This is a genomic window from Psychrobacter immobilis (genome assembly GCF_904846065.1).
Taxonomy (GTDB): Bacteria; Pseudomonadota; Gammaproteobacteria; order Pseudomonadales; family Moraxellaceae; genus Psychrobacter; species Psychrobacter immobilis_H.
The window spans coordinates 2,821,488-2,841,286 of record NZ_CAJGZV010000001.1 but is presented as its reverse complement, the minus strand read 5'-3'; the positions used below and the strand labels follow the sequence as shown (position 1 = coordinate 2,841,286).

General features: G+C 42.8%; 15 protein-coding genes. 11 read left to right on the top strand and 4 right to left on the bottom strand.

The window, feature by feature from the left end; all coding sequences use genetic code 11:
• The first annotated feature begins 85 nt into the window (after positions 1-85).
• The 7 genes from aroK (at position 86) to JMW64_RS11780 (ending at position 12,944) form a co-directional block, all read left to right on the top strand.
• On the top strand, positions 86-646 hold the full coding sequence (gene aroK / locus JMW64_RS11810; RefSeq protein ID WP_045453412.1) for a shikimate kinase AroK: 561 nt from the start codon (positions 86-88) through the stop codon (positions 644-646).
• 118 nt (positions 647-764) lie between these two features.
• Positions 765-1,874: a 3-dehydroquinate synthase gene (aroB, locus tag JMW64_RS11805; RefSeq protein WP_193009077.1), complete on the top strand. Its 1,110-nt coding sequence runs from the start codon at positions 765-767 to the stop codon at positions 1,872-1,874.
• A gap of 129 nt (positions 1,875-2,003) precedes the next feature.
• Positions 2,004-3,077 carry a hypothetical protein gene (locus JMW64_RS11800; protein WP_201554832.1) on the top strand — a complete coding sequence of 358 codons (1,074 nt, stop codon included), beginning with the start codon at positions 2,004-2,006 and terminating at the stop codon, positions 3,075-3,077.
• Positions 3,078-3,988: 911 nt separating this feature from the next.
• Positions 3,989-8,452 carry a glutamate synthase large subunit gene (gltB, locus tag JMW64_RS11795; protein WP_201554830.1) on the top strand — a complete coding sequence of 1,488 codons (4,464 nt, stop codon included), beginning with the start codon at positions 3,989-3,991 and terminating at the stop codon, positions 8,450-8,452.
• A 180-nt stretch (positions 8,453-8,632) separates the two neighbouring features.
• A complete protein-coding gene (locus JMW64_RS11790; protein WP_201554828.1) occupies positions 8,633-10,054 on the top strand; it encodes a glutamate synthase subunit beta in 1,422 nt (473 codons plus the stop codon).
• A 162-nt stretch (positions 10,055-10,216) separates the two neighbouring features.
• Entirely contained in the window at positions 10,217-11,452 is a 1,236-nt protein-coding gene (locus JMW64_RS11785; protein ID WP_201554827.1) for an FUSC family protein, read from the top strand.
• A 247-nt stretch (positions 11,453-11,699) separates the two neighbouring features.
• The gene (locus tag JMW64_RS11780) at positions 11,700-12,944 is read left to right on the top strand and encodes an FUSC family protein (protein WP_201554826.1); all 1,245 of its coding nucleotides are present in this window, start codon (positions 11,700-11,702) and stop codon (positions 12,942-12,944) included.
• A 214-nt stretch (positions 12,945-13,158) separates the two neighbouring features.
• On the opposite strand, the gene JMW64_RS11775 is transcribed toward JMW64_RS11780, so the two are convergent.
• Complete coding sequence (locus JMW64_RS11775; RefSeq protein ID WP_227694207.1) at positions 13,159-14,280, bottom strand: ABC transporter substrate-binding protein; 1,122 nt, start codon at positions 14,278-14,280, stop codon at positions 13,159-13,161.
• A gap of 405 nt (positions 14,281-14,685) precedes the next feature.
• On the opposite strand from JMW64_RS11775, the gene JMW64_RS11770 reads away from it, so the two are divergent.
• Positions 14,686-14,949 (top strand): hypothetical protein, encoded by a 264-nt coding sequence (locus JMW64_RS11770; protein ID WP_201554825.1) that lies wholly within the window; start codon positions 14,686-14,688, stop codon positions 14,947-14,949.
• A gap of 75 nt (positions 14,950-15,024) precedes the next feature.
• Here the strand turns inward: JMW64_RS11770 and JMW64_RS11765 are convergent, their stop codons facing one another.
• A complete protein-coding gene (locus JMW64_RS11765; RefSeq protein ID WP_227694205.1) occupies positions 15,025-15,855 on the bottom strand; it encodes a Cof-type HAD-IIB family hydrolase in 831 nt (276 codons plus the stop codon).
• 300 nt (positions 15,856-16,155) lie between these two features.
• Here JMW64_RS11765 and JMW64_RS11760 point away from each other — a divergent pair, with 300 nt between their 5' ends.
• The 3 genes from JMW64_RS11760 (at position 16,156) to JMW64_RS11750 (ending at position 18,531) form a co-directional block, all read left to right on the top strand.
• Positions 16,156-16,626 carry an RNA-binding protein gene (locus JMW64_RS11760; RefSeq protein ID WP_201554824.1) on the top strand — a complete coding sequence of 157 codons (471 nt, stop codon included), beginning with the start codon at positions 16,156-16,158 and terminating at the stop codon, positions 16,624-16,626.
• Between the two features lie 416 nt (positions 16,627-17,042).
• Positions 17,043-17,528 (top strand): hypothetical protein, encoded by a 486-nt coding sequence (locus tag JMW64_RS11755; protein WP_201554823.1) that lies wholly within the window; start codon positions 17,043-17,045, stop codon positions 17,526-17,528.
• Positions 17,529-17,739: 211 nt separating this feature from the next.
• Positions 17,740-18,531, top strand: coding sequence for a hypothetical protein (locus tag JMW64_RS11750; RefSeq protein ID WP_201554822.1), 792 nt, complete (start codon positions 17,740-17,742; stop codon positions 18,529-18,531).
• Positions 18,532-18,683: 152 nt separating this feature from the next.
• Here the strand turns inward: JMW64_RS11750 and JMW64_RS11745 are convergent, their stop codons facing one another.
• Positions 18,684-19,004, bottom strand: a complete 321-nt coding sequence (locus JMW64_RS11745) for a hypothetical protein (protein ID WP_055124816.1) — start codon at positions 19,002-19,004, stop codon at positions 18,684-18,686.
• A gap of 236 nt (positions 19,005-19,240) precedes the next feature.
• Positions 19,241-19,777 carry a DUF805 domain-containing protein gene (locus JMW64_RS11740; protein ID WP_083475709.1) on the bottom strand — a complete coding sequence of 179 codons (537 nt, stop codon included), beginning with the start codon at positions 19,775-19,777 and terminating at the stop codon, positions 19,241-19,243.
• Between the last annotated feature and the right edge of the window lie 22 nt (positions 19,778-19,799).

Here is a 19,799-nt window from a genome sequence, read left to right as displayed (position 1 = left end):
GAATTTTACTAACAATAATCAACGCTCATTACTAGCCAGAATATCAATGACGTTGTATCATAGCTAATTTAGCTGAGTAAGTATTATGGTGGAGGAATTGCCGTCGGTGTTTTTAGTAGGGCCGATGGGAGCAGGGAAGACAACCATCGGTAAATTGCTGGCTAAGCAGTTGGGGCGCACCTTTGTAGACAGCGATTGGTACATTGAATCGCAGACAGGGGCTGACATAGCTTGGATATTCGCTAAAGAAGGCGAGGCGGGCTTCCGTGAGCGTGAAACGCGCGCCATCGATGAGTTGACTCAAAAAGACCAAATCGTTTTAGCGACCGGTGGTGGCGCTGTGATGTGTGCTGAAAACAGAGCGTTTTTGCATCAGCGCGGTATCGTGGTTTATTTGAATGCGCCAGTTGATGTGCAAATGGCTCGCACGGCTAAAGACAAATCACGACCACTGTTACAGCAGCCAAATCCTAGAAAAATCTTGCAAGATTTATATAGCACTCGTGATCCCTTATATCGCCAAGTCGCTCATATTATTATGCCAACTGGTCATACTTATCCCCGTCATATGGTCAATCAGCTTTTACAGCAACTAGAGTCGTTTACTGACTCGACTGCTATAGCACCAGAAGATAAAGAAAATTAACCATAATGATAAACTTTATCAAGGCGTGTCCTCATTTAAAAATGGCGATAAAAATCAGGACGCGCCCTAGTTAAGCTCAGCTACTTTTATCTTATTCAAAATGCTTAGGGAGTGTTTAATGGCAACGCCACTGTTTCATGACGGTTTAACGGTTCATACGCAAAGCCATGACTATCCAATCGTCATTACTGAGAAAACAGCGATAGATCGCAACAGTATGGCAAAGCTGATCACACCTTATATTCGTGGTCGCCAAGTATTGATTGTCACTAATGATACTGTTGCGCCTTTATACCTAAGCGCTTTAGAGAAAGAGTTAACAGAGCAGTTCACTGTGCGTGTTTGCGTATTGCCAGATGGTGAGCAATATAAGCATCAGACCAGTATCAATCAAATTTACGATGTATTGATGGCCGAGCATTTTAATCGTGACGTTACGCTTATTGCTCTAGGTGGTGGCGTTATTGGTGATATGACGGGCTTTGCTGCAGCAAGCTTTATGCGTGGTGTGAATTTTATTCAGATTCCAACCACGCTACTGTCACAAGTGGATTCGAGCGTTGGTGGTAAGACGGGCATCAATCATCCTCAAGGCAAAAATATGATTGGCGCTTTTTGGCAGCCGCAAATGGTACTTGCTGATATGAGTACGCTCAAGACTTTGCCAGCGCGCGAGTTGTCAGCCGGGTTGGCTGAGGTTATTAAATACGCGCTCATTATGGATGTCACGTTCTTAGATTGGCTGGAAGTCAATCTGCCAGCGATGATGGATTTGGATTTAGCGGTACTTGGTGATGCCGTAAAACGCTGCTGTCAGTATAAAGCGGATGTCGTCGCGCAAGATGAAAGAGAGTCAGGCGTGCGAGCATTGTTAAACTTCGGTCATACTTTTGGTCATGTCATTGAAACACATGAAGGCTATGGCAATTGGCTACACGGTGAGGCAGTCGCTGCTGGCATGGTACAAGCCGCAGAGTTATCACAGAAAATGGGATGGTTAACGGCCGAAGACGTTGCTCGTATTAAGCGTATTTTAACCTTGGCAAATTTGCCTATCACCCCGCCACGCATTGATACACAAACGGCGCTAAGCTTGATGGGACATGATAAAAAAGTAAAGCACGGACAAATCCGCCTGATTTTGTTAAAATCACTAGGTCAGGCCGTATTGACCAATGATTTCGATGAAGATCTTTTGCACGAGGTATTGTCACAATACCGCGTATAATGTCTTAAAGCTTTAGTGCTCGTGAATACCCACTGAACGCAACGGTTTAAAGCAGGCTGGCTCGCCGCTATTCTACTTACTGCGCATCTCTTGAATGCAGTCAACTTTATTTTCACCAAGGATACTCCCATGGCAGCTTCAAGATCGACGCCGCGTACCGCTAGCCAGTCATATCGCCGTCAAGCGTTGATTTGGCTGATAATGACCTTGCTGCTGGGTGTGGTCACGGCTCTGATTTGGATGTTTAGTCAAACGCCAGCAATGGGTGCCAAAATTGAAAATGCCCCCATATCAGCACCGCAACCATTGAGTGCTGAGCTTGAGCAGCCTTTAAAAATAGAGTCGTTACACGAGCTTGATACCGACGTGCAGCCCATTAGTTTTGATACGACGGTACGTGATTTGCGCAATTATCCTGCTGAGTTTAAAGACAAACGTTATTTGTTGGCGAATAAAGGTAAATGGACAGTGCAGGTGATGAATGTCGCCGAAAACGATGTGATTGTCAGTTATCTAGAAGGCCGCGCAGACCGTAATAAATTTGCTTATTTCCGTTATCTTGATGATGAAAATCAAGTCCGCTATATGTTAACTTATGGGCTCATGAGTAGTCCACAAGAAGCGGTTGGCGCGGCAAAACTGATAGACTTTAAGTTGCCAGCCAATGTGCGTGTGTTGCCAGAAGAGATCAATCGTTATGTCGGTATCATCGATAATTATGAACGCCCTGATCCAGTTAAAGATTTGAGCACCAGACGCACACGTTCTGTTGATCTAAAACCGACTAAGCGCGAAGTACCAGTGCGCCAGCCACTGCCAGAAACGGATAATGGGGACAATGCTGGTCGTAGCAGTCAAGAAACTGCCAGTAACAGCGACAATGAAAGTATCCGTCAGTCAGCGGATACCTCCGATACTTTATCGGTCACTGAAGAGCGTATTGTTGGCAATGAAGAGGAAGTATCATCTGTTACTACGCCTAAAAATGAAGGTAGTGGAACTAAGTCTGAACCAGAGAATAAAAAGCCAGCGACATCAGGCACTGAAAATACCACTAAAAAACCCCCAGTAGTCGCAACACCGAAGCCGCCAAATAGTACCAGTAGCACAAATTCTGGCGCAAACGCTCCTAGCAAGAATAGCAATCCTCCTAAGAGCAATAACGACAGCATAAAAACACTGATAGAAGACAAAACTAATTAGAGTATGTTTGTCCTTTGACCATATCGTTGATAGTTATGATAACCTCGTTATCACTATGATTGACAAAAGCCCACTGACAAGCTGGTTAGTGGGTTTTTTTGTGGAGCATCATAAAGCATATAATTAGTGCTAAAAATACATTTCCAAAAGAAGTTGATCTTAATTAAGTATCTCAACTAAGCCTTGTCACAGATACTATGTATCAAAATTTGCATAGAACATTGAATCATCCTATAACCAATAGTAATAAGTTCTCTTACAAAATATGGTGGGTGAATCGATAGAAAAGACTAGATTTTTTGTCCGTCATTAACTAATATAACTGTGGGCGACGTTCTGTATAGTTATCGTAAAAATTGTTTTTTAACAATGAATTGGTAAACTTCTATCATTTAAAAGATACGTTACTAAAATTTTTTGTCTCAAGCGTTGTCACTTGCTATCTATAATTAAGCTATCGCAAGTGGCGCAACCTCTCTTATTATCGCTCTCTTTAGAGTGAATGAAGCGCTTGATTACAGAGCGTCAGATATTCAAAATTAGTCAAATGCACGGTTATTACATGCGTAGTCAATCAGTCTGGATTGCTAGGCATGGTGTGATAACAAGTGACACTCAAGATAGCGACATTGCGTTATTGATGACTACGTAACGGGTATACAGGGCTGTATGTCATTGCCAAGGGCGACCGTTTACTATCTTTTAATATGTTAATGATCTATTGAAACATCATTCAATGACTGGGAGTGCCAGAGCTTTCACCTCAGTCTCAAAGTATGATGTCTATGAGCGTCACACCATTTATTAATTCGGATATACGAATATTAATTATTAGCCCGTTCTGCTTACGGTCTTCAGTTTATGATCTGCATTGGATGCATAAATTGCCCGTTCACCTAAAAGGACTAGCCATGTCAATGATTTCCTCGCAAACCCACCTGGCCACGCCAGATGATTTTTCTGATAACTGTGGTTTTGGTTTGATCGCTCATATTGAGGGACAAGCCAGCCATGATTTGGTAAAAACTGCTATTCATAGTCTAAGCTGTATGACCCATCGCGGCGGTGTTGCTGCTGATGGTAGAACGGGTGATGGTTGTGGTCTACTACTGGCGACGCCTATTGAGTTTTTTAGAGGTATTGCTGCTGAGCAAGGGTTCGCGATTACTGACAACTTTGCAGTTGGTATGATCTTTGTCAATTTAGATGAGACAAAAGCTCGTGATAGCCAGCAAGTGCTGAGCGATGAGATTGTCGCCCAAGGATTAGAGGTTGCTGGCTGGCGTGATGTGCCGCTTGATTTGAGCATCGTCGGTGACATTGGCCGTGAGACTTTACCTGATTTTAAGCAAGTGTTTGTCAACGCCCCCGATGATTTGGCAGCGGATGACTTTAATCGTAAACTGTTTGTCGCACGCAAAAAAGCAGAGCAGCGCTTGGCTGATGATGAGCTGTTTTATGTGTGCTCATTAAGCTGTCAGACGATTATCTATAAAGGTTTGGTGATGCCATCAGACTTGCCAGCATTTTTCTTGGATCTACAAGATGCGCGTTTGGCATCGCATATCGTGGTATTTCATCAACGTTTCTCCACCAATACCTTGCCGCGTTGGCCTTTGGCGCAGCCGTTTCGTTATCTTGCCCACAATGGCGAGTTGAATACCATCACAGGCAATCGCAACTGGTCTGAGGCACGGACGCCAAAACTAAAATCAGACAAACTGCCCAATTTGAATGAATTGACGCCACTGGTGAACAGTACGGGCTCTGACTCATCAAGCTTAGATAATATGCTTGAAGTCCTCATGTCAGGTGGTATGAATCTATTCCATGCGATGTCGATTCTCGTGCCACCTGCTTGGCAGAATGTCGATAGCATGGATATGGATTTGCGCGCCTTTTATGAGTTTTATTCGCAGCACATGGAAGCGTGGGATGGTCCAGCAGGTTTGGTGATTCAAGATGGACGCTATGCGGTCTGTATGCTTGATCGTAACGGTCTACGCCCATCGCGCTGGGTGACGACCAAGAACGGCTACATCACCGTTGCTTCTGAAGTTGGTGTGTGGGATTACTCGCCAAAAGATGTGTTGGCAAAAGGACGCGTTGGCCCTGGTCAAATGCTCGTTATTGATACTTTAACGGGTCAAATTTTAGATACTAAAGCGATTGCGACATTACTGAAAAAAGCCCATCCGTACCGTAAATGGCTGCGTGAAGAAGCAACCCGTATCCGTGATGATGAGCGTTTAGAGGAAGAGTTAGCAGCGCAAACATGCCGTGGTAATGAGCTAAAAACACTGCAAAAAATGTATCACATCACCAATGAAGAGCGTACTGAAATTATCCGCCCCAACGCCGAAAATGGTCAAGAGCCCGTCGGTTCAATGGGTGATGATACGCCCATGGCAGTGTTGTCGCAGCAAATCCGCCATGTCGGTGACTTTTTCCGTCAGCAGTTCGCACAGGTGACCAATCCACCGATTGATCCATTGCGTGAATCTATCGTGATGTCATTGCAGACCTGCCTCGGTGCTGAAACCAATGTGTTTGCGCCATCAGCGCGAGATGCACACCGTATTATTTTATCGTCGCCGGTATTGTCCGCCAGCAAGATGCAGCAACTTGAGACCTTGGGCGATCCAGCCTTTAAAATGGCGCGTATTGATTTAAACTATGATCGCACCCTTGAGTTATCAGAAGCCATCATGGCTATCTGCGAGCAAGTAGCTAACAGCATCCGAGCTGGTCACACTTTGATTGTGTTGTCTGATAAAGACATCGATGCCGATAAAGTACCAGCCAATGCCATCATGGTGACTGGTGCGGTGCATCATTATTTGATTGGTCAAGGTATTCGTACTGATGCTAATTTAATCATTGAGACTGGTTTGGCGCGCGACTCGCATCAAGTGGCAGTCTTGATTGGTTTTGGTGCGACCTGCGTTTATCCTTATTTGGCTTATGATGTTATTGATGACTTAGTAGCGACTGGTGAGCTGCTTGGTGATCCGATTCAAGCGCGGGTTAATTTCCGTAAAGGCTTGGATAAAGGCTTGCTAAAAATCTTATCAAAAATGGGCATCTCGACCATTGTCTCTTATCGCGGCGCGCAGTTATTTGAAGCAGTGGGTCTCTCTGAAGAGGTGGTGAGCCTGTGTTTCAAAGGCGTACAGAGTCGTATTAAAGGTGCGACCTTTGCTGACTTAGCTGCCGATCAAGCACAGCTAGCGGCGAATGCTTTCAAGCGCCGCGCGCCACTCGATCAAGGTGGCTTACTGAAGTTTGTCTTCAACAAAGAATATCATGCCTTTAACCCAGACGTGATTAATAGCCTGCATACCGCGGTTCGTACGGGTGATTATGATAATTATCGTAATTATGCCAACTTAGTGAATAGCCGTCCTGTGGCGACCTTGCGTGATTTATTGCAATTAAAAACAGATAACTCTATCGATGTGAATGACGTAGAGGATATCTCAGCTATTCTGACGCGCTTTGACTCGGCGGGCATGTCGTTGGGGGCGTTGTCACCCGAAGCCCATGAAGCGATTGCCATGGCGATGAATACCATCGGTGGACGTTCAAACTCTGGTGAGGGCGGCGAAGATCCAGTACGTTATGGCACGCTGCGTAACTCAAAGATCAAACAAATTGCCTCGGGTCGTTTTGGCGTCACCCCAGCGTATTTGCGTTCAGCAGAAGTGATGCAAATCAAGGTTGCACAGGGTGCCAAGCCGGGTGAGGGTGGTCAGCTGCCGGGTGGTAAGGTCAATGCTCTGATTGCGCGCTTACGTTATTCTGTACCGGGTGTGACGTTGATTTCACCGCCACCGCATCATGATATCTATTCTATCGAAGATTTAGCACAGCTGATTTTTGACTTAAAACAAGTCAATCCAGATGCCTTGGTATCGGTGAAACTGGTCTCACGTCCGGGCGTTGGTACTATCGCGACTGGTGTGGCAAAAGCCTATGCCGATTTAATCACCATTTCAGGCTATGATGGCGGCACAGCAGCCTCTCCGCTATCGTCTATCCATCATGCAGGGTCACCATGGGAGCTAGGACTTGCTGAGACCCACCAATCACTACGAGTAAATGGCTTGCGTCATAAAGTTCGTATTCAAACTGATGGTGGTCTAAAGACAGGACTTGATGTGGTAAAAGCCGCTATCCTTGGGGCAGAAAGCTTTGGCTTTGGTACCACGCCGATGATAGCCGTTGGTTGTAAATACCTACGCATTTGCCATCTTAATAATTGCCCGACTGGGGTTGCGACGCAAAAAGCCAAGCTACGTGACGAGCATTTCATTGGTGAAGCAGAGATGCTCATTAACTTCTTTAAATTTGTAGCAACGGAAACGCGCGAATGGCTTGCCGCCCTTGGTGTGCGTAGTATGGAAGAGTTGGTCGGACGGACTGACTTGCTTGAAGTATTAGAAGGCAACACGGATAAGCAGCGTCATTTGGATTTAACGCCATTACTATTTAGCCATCCGGCCAGTAGTGGTAAAGCCCAAACCTGTCAGGTTGAGCGTAATGAGCCGTTTGATAAAGGCTTACTTGCTGAACAGATGATTAGTGATATGCTGCTCAATATTCGTCAAGGTAATGGCGGCGATTATAGCTATTATGTCGGTAACTGTGATCGCTCTATCGGCGCGCGTATCTCTGGTGAGATTGCGCAAGTATGGGGCAACCTTGGCATGAGTGATATGCCAATTAAGCTGCATCTGACTGGTACTGCTGGGCAGAGTTTAGGCGTCTGGAATGCAGGTGGTCTAAATATTGAGCTAGAAGGCGATGCCAATGATTATGTCGGCAAAGGCATGGCTGGCGGTGAGATTGTTATTTATCCACCAAAAGACTCAAGCTTTACGGCGCAAGAGACCGCCATCATTGGTAATACCTGCTTATATGGCGCAACGGGCGGCAAACTATATGCAGCTGGTACTGCTGGCGAGCGCTTTGGAGTGCGTAACTCTGGCGCGCACGCAGTCATCGAAGGCACAGGCGATCATTGCTGTGAATATATGACAGGTGGTATTGTCACTATTCTTGGGCGTACGGGTCTCAATTTTGGGGCAGGTATGACAGGTGGTTTTGCTTATGTGCTCGATATGGAAGGGGACTTCTTTGACCGTTGCAATCATGAGCTGATCGATCTGAATCGTATCTCAAGTGAGCAAACCGAAGAGCATCGTATCCATTTGCAGCAAGTGATCGAAGCGCATGTTAATAAAACAGGCAGCGCGTGGGGTCAGACGATATTGGCTGACTTTGAGCACTATGTTCGTAAGTTTTATTTGGTGAAGCCTAAAGCGGCAAACATTGCGAGCCTTCTCAAAACCACCATGGCTGACCCACAATAGCTTTGCTTGGATTATCCAATGTTCCGCTTTTAAAAGCCTTTTAACTTAGAGGTTTTCAGCAGGTAAGTGACAGTCACGATATAAACCTCTTAATTTTGCGATAAATGAGACATCGTTGACTGTCACCGCCCACTTTAAAAAAGCTTGATATAAAAAGCCTCATATTAAAGAGACAATACCATGGCAAAACGCTTAGAAAATAGTTTTCAGTTTTTAGATGTACCACGGCTTGAGCCGACCAAAAAAGACATCGCCACGCGCTCAACGGAATTTGTTGAAATTTATAAACCGTTTGAGAGTGAAGCCGTTGCGCAGCAGTCGCACCGCTGTCTGGAGTGTGGTAACCCTTATTGTGAATGGAAGTGCCCTGTGCATAATTACATTCCTAACTGGCTCAAATTGGCCACCGAAGGGCAGATATTTCAAGCGGCTGAATTGTGTCACCGCACCAATACGTTGCCTGAGGTCTGCGGCCGCGTCTGTCCACAAGATCGCTTATGTGAAGGCGCTTGTACCTTAAATGATGGCTTTGGCGCTGTGACCATTGGTAATGTCGAAAAGTACATCAACGATACCGCCTTTGCACTTGGCTGGCGTCCGGATATGTCTGATGTTGTTTGGACAGACAAAAAAGTCGCGATCATCGGTGCAGGGCCAGCAGGTTTGGGCTGTGCGGATATACTCGTTAGAAACGGCGTAAAACCAGTTGTGTTTGATAAGCGTCCTGAAATTGGTGGTTTACTGACTTTTGGTATTCCAGAATTTAAAATGGAAAAGGACGTCATGCGTAACCGCCGTGTCATCTTTGAAGGCATGGGCATGGAATTTCGTCTTGAGACAGAAATCGGTACTGATATTAGTATTGATGAACTGTTAAGCGAGTATGATGCGGTATTTATGGGCATGGGTACTTATACTTATATGCGCGGTGGCTTTGCTGGTGAAGAACTAGAAGGCGTTCATGATGCGCTAGATTACCTAATTGCCAACGTCAATCGCTGCAACGATTGGGAAAAAAATCCTGAAGAATATATCGACTTTAAAGGTAAAAGAGTGGTAGTGCTAGGTGGTGGCGATACTGCGATGGATTGTAACCGTACCAGTATTCGCCAAGGCGCTGAGCAAGTCGTCTGTGCCTATCGCCGTGACGAAGAGAACATGCCAGGTTCGCGCCGCGAAGTGGTCAATGCTCGAGAGGAAGGCGTTGAGTTTCTATTCAATCGTCAACCGACAGAAATCATTGGCTTAAATGGTAAAGTGAATGGCGTGAAAGTCGTCACGACTCACTTGGGTGCGCCAGACAACCGTGGTCGTCAGCGTCCTGAGCCGATTCCTAATTCAGAAGAAATTATCCCATGTGATGCCGTAATTATGGCTTTTGGCTTCCGTCCTAGCCCTGCTGACTGGTTTGAGTCTCAGCAAGTGGCAATGGACAGCTCTGGTCGCGTGCTGGCAGCAGAAAAGCAAACCTTTAAATTCCAAACCAAAAACCCCAAGATATTTGCTGGTGGTGATATGGTACGTGGTTCTGATTTGGTCGTGACCGCGATTTGGGAAGGTCGTGAAGCCGCTGAAGGTATTTTGGACTTCTTAGAGGTATAATGGGTTTGGTTTACATCCAATTATTGAACACTCTATTTCGATCTCAAACGTCTTTTGCCTTTTAACAGGTAAGAGACGTTTTTTTTGATATCAGCAGTAGATGATGGTTCGATATTACTTTTCATTGACTATATATTCTTCAATTAATAAGAGTACCTGTGCGTGAAACCAAAAATTTGGCAACGATTTACTGCACCATTCATTGAACCTTATGCGCGCTATCAGCACGCTGATATCTTGCACGCCATACGTATCGGTGCAGCCATTGTACTTGCGCTGTTAGCCAATCAAATAAGCCATTTTCCACATGGGGAATGGACGACGATCACCGTCTTTATTATTTTAGGATTGCTACAGTATCAAGGCGCTATTTATACCAAAGCCAAAGAGCGAGTACTAGGCACGGTTTTGGGTATTGTCGTGGCATTTGCAATCTTATGGTTCAATAAAGGGACGGGTGCTTGGCTAGGGATAGAGTACCTGCTTATTGGTATCATTAGTGGGATTATTGGTTATTTTTCGGTCAGGCGGCTAGGGTATACTGGATTACTCACTGGCATTACTATGCTGATGATCGTCTCTAATTTGAATCAAGTTAATATGGCGCAAGATGGTGTCTATCGTGCACTCAATATCTTAATCGGTACAGGTATTGCGGTCATGGTGACAGTGATCTTACCTCTAAAGTCGACGTTGATGTGGCGATTTTTATTGGCAAATAATTTAGAAGCCTGTAGTAATCTTTATGCTGGTGTCGGACATCATATTGATGCTGAAATAGTGGCTCCCAAGTCGCTTGTCTATACTAGAGCAAAAAGCTCAGCTAGCCTGTCTTATCCTCAAAATAGCACTACTGCAGATATGCCTGTCAATAAAGCGTTGATAAAATCGCTGCAGCAAATAAACAAGCGATTACTCGCAGTACGTCCACATATCGCTGCAACAGCAAGCGAGTCCGGCATTCATAAAGAGACGATAGAAACGATTCAGCGTACCCATCGCAATATCATCGGTACCATCGATTTATTGCTCAGTGCAGCACCGCGTTTGGCGAATATCGATATCGACGATGATAATCATACGCTACTGATTCACTATCAACACGAGCTCACCCAAGCCATGCAGCATATCGCGGCAGTACTACGCAGTCCAAGCGATCAGACTTTTCGACCTATTACGCGTATTGCGCTATCAGAATATCCTAGCGTACAGTATGCAACGTTTGAGTGGCAAGGATATTTTTGGTTGACGCAAACGTTGCAAGCACAACTGCAACAGTTAAGTGATCTGCTACAAATGACCAAACCGCAGTGGTATGCTGCTTCTGGTCTGCGCTATCAAAAGCGTGAACAGCGTAGAATGAAAGAGCAGGGGGGCGAGTCCGATTTACACTTGTAAATATAGGAGATGCTGGCAAGTATTTGTCAGCACCTTTCAGCATTACCAATAGCCAAATGCTATGTTGTTAGGGTGTTTTTTTGTCGTTATGTGCTAGCATGTTTTGACCTTCAGCGTCTTTTATCTTTTAATAGGTAAAAGGCGTTATTTTTTGATCATGACTTTATCATCGCTTTATCATCGATTTATCAATAGTTAAGCCAGTAGCTACAATTTAACCGATTTTTTCTTCCTTCACTTATAAGAGATGCCCTGCGTGAAACCGACTTTTTGGCAACGATTTACCGCCCCGTTTGTAGAGCCTTATGCCCGTTATCAGCATGCAGATGTTTTGCATGCCATACGTTTGGGTCTGGCTGTACTTATTGCGCTCTTGTTAAATGAGTTTACGCACTTGCCGCATGGTGAGTGGACGACCATTACCGTGTTTGTGATTTTGGGTTTGTTACAATATCAAGGGGCGATTTATACCAAGGCTAAAGAGCGGATATTGGGTACTTTGCTTGGGGTGGTGGTTGGGCTTAGCTTCTTATGGCTGATTAAAGATATCGGTGGCTGGCTGTGGTTGTATTATGGGCTGATTGGCATTATCAGTGGCATTATTGGTTATGTGGCGGTCAAGCAATTGGGCTATATCGGTCTGCTGACAGGTATTACCATGCTGATGATTGTGTCGAGTCCTGACCACAGCAATATTGCCCAAGATGGCTTATATCGCGCGTTCAATATTTTGCTTGGTGCAGGAGTAGCGGTGGCCGCAACGTTAATTTTACCGTTGAAGTCGACGTTGATGTGGCGGTTTTTATTGGCCAGTAATCTTGAAACCTGCAGCAATTTGTATGCAGGGGTGGGCAATCATATTGATGCGGATGTCTTAGTGCCCAAGCCGTTTAAGTATAGTAAGGCGACCAGTTCGGCCAGTATTATTTATCCATCGAACAGTTCTATACCAGATACACCGGTCAATAAATCTTTGGTCAAGGCGCTACAAAAAATCAATAAGCGTTTGCTAGCTGTGCGTCCGCATATTGCAGCGACAGCGAGCGAATCGGGTATTGAAAAGGAAACACTAGAAACCATTCAGCGTACCCATCGTAATATCATTGGTACCATTGATTTGCTGTTAAGTGCGGCACCGCGTTTGGCCAATATTGAAATTGACGATGAAAACCATATTTTACTTATCCATTATCAGCACGAATTGACGCAAGCGATGCAGCATATGGCAGCTGTATTGCGTAGTCCAAATGATGAAGTATTTCGACCGATTACGCGTATCGCGGTATCAGAATATCCAAGTGTAGAAAACTTAGGCTTTGAATGGCAAGGCTATTTTTGGCTCACGCAAACCTTACAAGTACAATTGCAGCGGCTCAGTGATTTATTGCAAACGACTAAGCCGCAATGGTTTGCCGCCTCTGGTCTGCGCTATCAACGCCGCGAGCAGCGCCGTATCGAGCACAAAGGTAGTGAAACCGATTTGCACTTATAAATTAGTCAATCCTATATAAATCAGATACGGTGTCAGGCTCGCTTAGTCTACTATTGGTAGTACTTTCGCTCGCCTTCCTTGTATCCAAATTATATTGAACCGACTATAAAAGCTAAATAACAGCCAATAAAGAATAAATAAAAAACGCTGACTCTCCCAAGTCAGCGTTTTTATTTAAACAATATTTTAGGGTGTGTTCTTCTAGCCTTCTATATTAACGACCAGTTTTTAGCTTATCCCAATACTGCTGATAGACTTGCAATGCTTCATCGCCGACATCTTCTTGGAACTCCGCTTTTGCCAGTACGTCTTTGCTCGGATAGATGGTTGGATTGTTTCTCACCTCTTCTGGCATCATCTCACGCGCAGCCATATTGGGTGACGCATAACCAATCTCTTCGCTGACGATTTTAGAGTTCTCAGGACGCAGCAAGTAGTCAATAAACTTGTGGGCTGCATCAACTTGTTTGGCGTTTTTCGGAATCACAAAATTATCCATCCACAAGATAGCGCCTTCAGTTGGATATTTATAAACCAAGCTGGTCAAGCCTTCGTTATTGGCGATAATTGCCTCGCCATTCCAACTCATACCAACCGTGGTTTCGCCTTCCATATAAGGCATACGCGAGGCATCCGAGTTAAAGGTCTTCACATTTGGCATCAAGGTCGTGAGCTTCTCATAAGCGGCTTTGATTTCGTCAGGATTTTTACTATTACCTGAATGCCCAAGGGTCAATAGCGCCATGCCAAACACTTCGCGCATATCGTTCATCAGCATCACTTGCCCTTTATACTCAGGACGCCATAAATCGTTCCAGCTATTTACGGTTGCAGGATCGACCTTGTCACCATTAATGGCAAGACCGGTGCTGCCCCACATATAAGGAATCGAATATTTGTTCTCTGGATCAACCTTGGTATTGGTAAAAGACGTATCAAGATTCTTAAAATTGCTCAATTTGGATTTATCGAGCTCTTGCAGCAAGCCTTCTTTGGCCATTTTTTCGACATAATATGTTGATGGGATGGCTAAGTCATATTGGCTAGAGTCATCGAGCAATTTAAGCTTGGCGTACATAGCTTCGTTAGAATCAAAGGTGGTGTAATTGACCCGAATGCCTGTCTCTTCAGTAAAGCCGTCAAGGATTTCTTGCGGCATATACTCTGACCAGTTATACAGATTGAGCGTTTCAGCACTCGCTGCTGTACCATCAGCCGCCGTATTATCTGACTTACTACAGCTAGCAAGTGCTAGCCCAACAGCCACGGCTAATAGTGCTTTTGGTAGTATACGAGCGCTACGAGCAATGTTGTGGGGCGATGATGAATGAGTCAAAATATCTCTCCTAAATAAGAATGATGCAAATGAGTAAAAAGTTAAATGATAGATAATGGAAGCTAAGGGCTAAATACCTAAGTGCTGAATATAAGGTATCGAGCCAGTTGTGAAACTATTATGGCTATGATTGTTAAGAATTTAAAGGGCAAGGAAGACATTCGTTCTTCATAATATTGCTAAAAGTGGCGCTGATGAATGGCTGAAGAATCTATAAAAGCACAAATATGAGATTTACTGCTGAATTTGAGTAAGATAATAAGCGTAAATAATCATGCTATGATGAGAGCTGCTTTACCCTTAAGCCATGAGTTTACAACGTGGTTTTTATAAGGTGCAAAGAGTACCGATAAAATAAAAATAATCGAATGTTAATTAAATGGTTCGAATTAAAAGAGGCAAAAGATGAATAATCGTAAACGCGCTGGACTGATTACTGCTGTGCTTGGCATAATTGCCTTTATGACCATGTTTAACGCTGGCTCGCCGACACCTATCGTTAATTGGCCGGTTGAAACGTACATGGGTTTGGCATTTACGATTGGCTGGTTGAGTAATGTGCCTGTTTGGTTGGCCTATATGCTGGCAGCGGTGGTGCTTATTTTGATTGTTGTTGGATTTTATAAAATCGGTAGTTGGGTTTATAGTTTAATGACGAAGCGTGATTAGATTTATCTAGGACGTGTCCTCATTTTTAAAATAAGGACACGTCCTAGATAAATAGCAATTTGCAAAGTCTGATTATTAAGACGTAATATGAAACTGCTCAAGTACCGACTGAATACCGCGCTCCTCAATCGTACCCGTAACAAAGTCTGCACGCGCAATCAACTCTTGCTTTGCATCACCCATCGCCACCGCATAGCCAACCAAGTCAAACATCTCTAAATCATTCATCCCATCACCAAACGCCATACACTCACTGGCATCTACCCCATAGTATTGACAGACGTCTTTAATGCCTCGCGCCTTGGATGCCTCTATCGGTAAGATATCTGCGCCGATATGATGCCAATGGACGAGCTTTAAATCGTACTGGGCAAAATCGACGTCCTGCATTTTCTCTTGTTGATTGTTAAAAAATACTGAGCATTGATAGACGGTATTCCCTTTATGGTATTCAGGGTCAACGATAGAGTTTGGCGTGATGGCATTAAACTCGCGCAAGCGCTCATTTTCACCTGACCAAGCGAGATGGGTGGCAGAGTCAAACTTATGAATCAACTCGCTCTGTTGGCACAGACGCACGATTGTATCCGTTTGCTCAGCGGATAACGGATAGTGGCTAATCCGACCCTTTTTATCAAAACTATACTGTCCATTCATACAAATAATCGCATCTAAGACATCAGCTTCGAGTAAAGCTAAAATATCTACTGGCAATATGGCTTTGGAGCGTCCCGTTGAAATCACCAGCTTAATATCAGTACCTGCAAGCTGCTCAAGGGTCGCTTTGTTGTGTTCGGCAATGATGCCATTGCGGCTCAAGGTATCATCGATGTCAAAAAAGATGATCTTGGGTGTCGGAGTCTTGATAGTCATACTTTCTTTGGCGATTTTGTCTTCGATAAACATGATGATCCTATTGTTTTTTAGTCGTTTGAATACCAATGATTTAGATACTACTACAACACACCCAAAGAGATAAATACCTATAGAGTAACCTGCGATGATGCAAATTTGGCTACTGCTGCGGTATTCGCTTTGCTGGCATTGCGATTAATTTGCGCTTATTCGAAGGGTTAACAAAAACCCTAAACGATATAATTAACTTAATAGTGGCTATTTATTATAAGGTTAAGATTAACGATCAATATCAGTTAACAAAATGATGAACGGTTTTTATCAGTGTATCCGCTATCTAAAAGAGCTAGTATGAAAATTTTTACCTTAAAATCAGTCACCATTTTGACGGCTTTAGCAACATTGGCACTATCTGCCAATGCCTTTGCAATGGATGTTAAGTTTAACGATGCTGCTTGGAATGGCAAAAAAATACCTGAAGGGCAGCAGTGTCTAAATTATGATGGCAAAAACCCAGCCACGCCGAGCATGACGGTCTCAAACATACCGATGGGTGCGGAGAGCTTGGTTTTCGTTTACAACGATGTGAGCAATAAACGTATGCAACATGGTGAACATGGCATTGTAGAGTTTAACCTACCAGAAGGTGCTACGAATGCTGAGATTCTACGTGTGTTTGGGCATACTTATGAAGTGCCAGTTGGGATTGAGATGGTCGCGGAATATCGTAGCCGTACAGGGGAAGCGGGAGGGGCGTATAAACCACCTTGTACAGGTGGCAAAAACCATCTGTATACGGTAGATGTGCAGGCAAGGCGATAGTTTGCTTGCTGAGACAACGGTTGAGATGGGTCGGTATTGATGCTTTGATCGTTTTAATGAGCGTAAAAAAGCCGTCTATGCCGTGTGTATAGACGGCTTTTTGGTAAGAGTAAGTGAAGTTTGCAACGTCTGAGCCATGAGTAAGCGTGGGTCAGTCGTATGTTAGGGTTGAGACCGTGCTATAGGAAAATATAGATTAGACTTGTTAATTATTAGAATAATGATATCGCAGTCATTGTGCCAATTTTTATAGTACAATTGTACTCTGAGAAGTAACAGCGTTCTAACTCATTAAAATTCCAATGCTTATTTCTAGAAATACAATGATGTTAGATGACAAAAAACCACTAAGAAAAAATTTTTATTGATTATACTTTATCTTAAATTAGATCAGGTTTTTATAAATAAGGTTTCTCATGACTATAGCGACAAGCCATACGCCAGAAAGCAAAAAAATAAATGGCGAGCATATTCTTATCAACATGATATATATCGCCAAAAATGTCGACCTAGATTCGGGAATCGAGCTGACTCGTGCACTTGAGTATTGGCGAAGGTATTTTGAAGAAAACAATATAGCTTCAGCTTCAGCTTTAGTCATTAGTGAAGGTTATTTCGTTCAAAGTTTTCAAGGGACAAGACCCGCTATCAATACTGCCTTAGAAAAGATACTTGACGAGCATTCAACCATTTTTCCCAATATTGTTAATATAGAGGAAATAGAGTCGCGTCAATGGAATGGGTTTTTAGTGAAACATCTAACATCAAGCGCTGAAGATGAAGAGTATGCTCTCAAAAGCTTCTCAGCAGGTTCTGACTATAATCCCTATCTAATGACAAGTGCTCAGATTAAAAGTTTTTTGACAGCAGTTTTTAAAGATGCTGAATCCAATAAGCCTTAGATAAGTTCTCTATTATAACTAGCGTAAAAAAGCCGTCTATACCTTGTGTATAGGCGGCTTTTTAGTTGTTTTCAATATCTTATATTTATAGATCGTAAAGGTTGAGCGTTGTACTTCTACATATGTTGTGTACTATTACTTAAATCATTTTACTATTCAAAATGTGTCGACTAGAAATGAATGATGATACTCCATATAAATAAGGGACTATATGTATAAAAAATTACCTCTATTATTAGTAACGCTTTTAGGTTCATCAATCGTATTAAATAGTTGTGCGACTGCAAGTCTTGTAAGTTACACTAAAACTAATCATGTGGAAGAGCATGTAAAAAATGTCTTATCTGAGAACGTTATTGCCGTTGGATATCCTAATAAGCCAATAAAAGGATACGAGGATGCTATGATTCTAGCAGGTAAAAACTATAGTTTTTTAGTGCAACCTGCGGTCGACTCTCACACATCTTCTGATATATTTAGAAGAATTTTCGCTCAAGTAGATTTAGGCTCACTATATATCGATACTCTACCCTCATACTCAACTTACAATGTTCAGCAAAAAACTCAAGCCAATTCAAACCAGTTAGTTATTAATATAGATGGTAATAAAACAAGTAAGATTAAAGATATACCAACATTTATTGGCTTGTTGTATGCAAAGCCAATAAATGAAATAAAGCGCAATGAGCAGTTACAGTTGGAAAATTTCGGTTTTGAGTGTCAGACAGCAATTATTGCCGAGCAACAAAATATGATTTGTCAGCGTATAGTGCGCATTGAGCTGACAGTAGCTTCTGCAGTACAGAATATTGATCAGATAAACCATAAGCTAAAACAACCTTTAACGATTCAATTGAATCAAAAATGGGAAGTTAGTGATCATGCTAATAAGCTTGGCGTTGTTCTATTGCCAGTGACCATGGCAGTAGACATAGTCACTTTTCCTATCCAAGCTGTAGGCGCTGGACTTTTATATGCAGCTTTTGCGAATGCAAAATTTTAAAGTTTAAGAGATTTAGTAGCAAAATGAGATAGGCGTAATGCTATTAATGAATAGAATAGTTACCTTTGTAGATTAGTATTCGTAGGCTAAGTTTTTAGCCTATGCTACCAACCCTATGCACTAAAAGCACAGCCTACGTTTGTTGCTATCATTTAACCAGCTACGCTACCCAATTCATATATAGGCAAATAAAGAGCAATAATGGTCAAAGGAATAAGAAGAATAGCCAAAGCTAAGAGAAAATATTGAGTGGTAGCTTGCCATTTTTTTGACGGTTCCAATAAATAAACCAAGGGTATTGGGATCAAAGCTAACCCTAGCCAGTATTTATGAGTATTTAACACTAGCTTAGCAAATACTGGTATATCAACACCAAAACTTTTATATAGTTCTTCAAAAGTGGGAATCACCAAAATTCCTGCAAGTGCGCAGAATAAAAATAAAAAAGATACAATTATTGCTAAAGCTTTCATATAGTCACTAATAATTAAAGTCGTAAACTGCGTCCAGTTTTCTATTTTTTAACGTTATTAATCTCATCGGTGTGTGGAATGCACCCTACGCACTAAGACCACACTTGAAGTAGATTGCTATTAACGTTTGTATCGTTTTAGCTAGTGTGAAAAAGCCGTCGATACAAATTATATAGTCGGCTTTTTGGTGAGAATAAGGTATGTTTGGGCAGCGATAAAGTATGCTGACTTAGTCGTTAGAAAAAATCCAACTGATAGGCATGCATAGCAATTGATGCAGATAAAAAAATAAATATAATCATAAAGATGGCTATAATAGGCATTAACACCGCTATAATTTTAGTTAATAACGAAGGTGGTTCAGAAGGTGTACCATAATCGTTAACATTAATATCTCCTTTAACAAATGCAAGGCATAGTAACAGTATTAGATTAACTACCGGAATGAACCACAAAAGAGATACCCAACCTGATATATTTAAATCATTAAGCCTGCGCTTGCTAGGTATGAGTAAGATGTAGAGATACACTAAAAAAGCCAAAATAACAATCAAAAAACTTAAAGCATCAGTAATTTTGCTGTCATCACTAAATAAGTAAGAGCTAATCTCAAGCAGCCCGCCAGTAATTAAAACTAAAGGTATGAGCATGATATTAAGTAATAGGTTATACGCTAAGAAGCGAATGCGGCCTATTCTGCCATGCACTGAATAAAATCGCTCTTGATTATAATTATTAGGTATTTGCTCGTGCATCTCTACCTTCTTTTTCATACATTTTATTTATTTAAAGCTT

What these genes read in the sequence shown, in the direction of transcription:
- aroK (WP_045453412.1), top strand. Translation starts at nt 86, where the DNA reads ATGGTGGAGGAATTGCCGTCGGTGTTTTTAGTAGGGCCGATGGGAGCA.
- aroB (WP_193009077.1), top strand. Translation starts at nt 765, where the DNA reads ATGGCAACGCCACTGTTTCATGACGGTTTAACGGTTCATACGCAAAGC.
- JMW64_RS11800 (WP_201554832.1), top strand. Translation starts at nt 2,004, where the DNA reads ATGGCAGCTTCAAGATCGACGCCGCGTACCGCTAGCCAGTCATATCGC.
- gltB (WP_201554830.1), top strand. Translation starts at nt 3,989, where the DNA reads ATGTCAATGATTTCCTCGCAAACCCACCTGGCCACGCCAGATGATTTT.
- JMW64_RS11790 (WP_201554828.1), top strand. Translation starts at nt 8,633, where the DNA reads ATGGCAAAACGCTTAGAAAATAGTTTTCAGTTTTTAGATGTACCACGG.
- JMW64_RS11780 (WP_201554826.1), top strand. Translation starts at nt 11,700, where the DNA reads ATGCCCTGCGTGAAACCGACTTTTTGGCAACGATTTACCGCCCCGTTT.
- JMW64_RS11770 (WP_201554825.1), top strand. Translation starts at nt 14,686, where the DNA reads ATGAATAATCGTAAACGCGCTGGACTGATTACTGCTGTGCTTGGCATA.
- JMW64_RS11765 (WP_227694205.1), bottom strand. Translation starts at nt 15,855, where the DNA reads ATGTTTATCGAAGACAAAATCGCCAAAGAAAGTATGACTATCAAGACT.
- JMW64_RS11760 (WP_201554824.1), top strand. Translation starts at nt 16,156, where the DNA reads ATGAAAATTTTTACCTTAAAATCAGTCACCATTTTGACGGCTTTAGCA.
- JMW64_RS11755 (WP_201554823.1), top strand. Translation starts at nt 17,043, where the DNA reads ATGACTATAGCGACAAGCCATACGCCAGAAAGCAAAAAAATAAATGGC.
- JMW64_RS11750 (WP_201554822.1), top strand. Translation starts at nt 17,740, where the DNA reads ATGTATAAAAAATTACCTCTATTATTAGTAACGCTTTTAGGTTCATCA.
- JMW64_RS11745 (WP_055124816.1), bottom strand. Translation starts at nt 19,004, where the DNA reads ATGAAAGCTTTAGCAATAATTGTATCTTTTTTATTTTTATTCTGCGCA.
- JMW64_RS11740 (WP_083475709.1), bottom strand. Translation starts at nt 19,777, where the DNA reads ATGAAAAAGAAGGTAGAGATGCACGAGCAAATACCTAATAATTATAAT.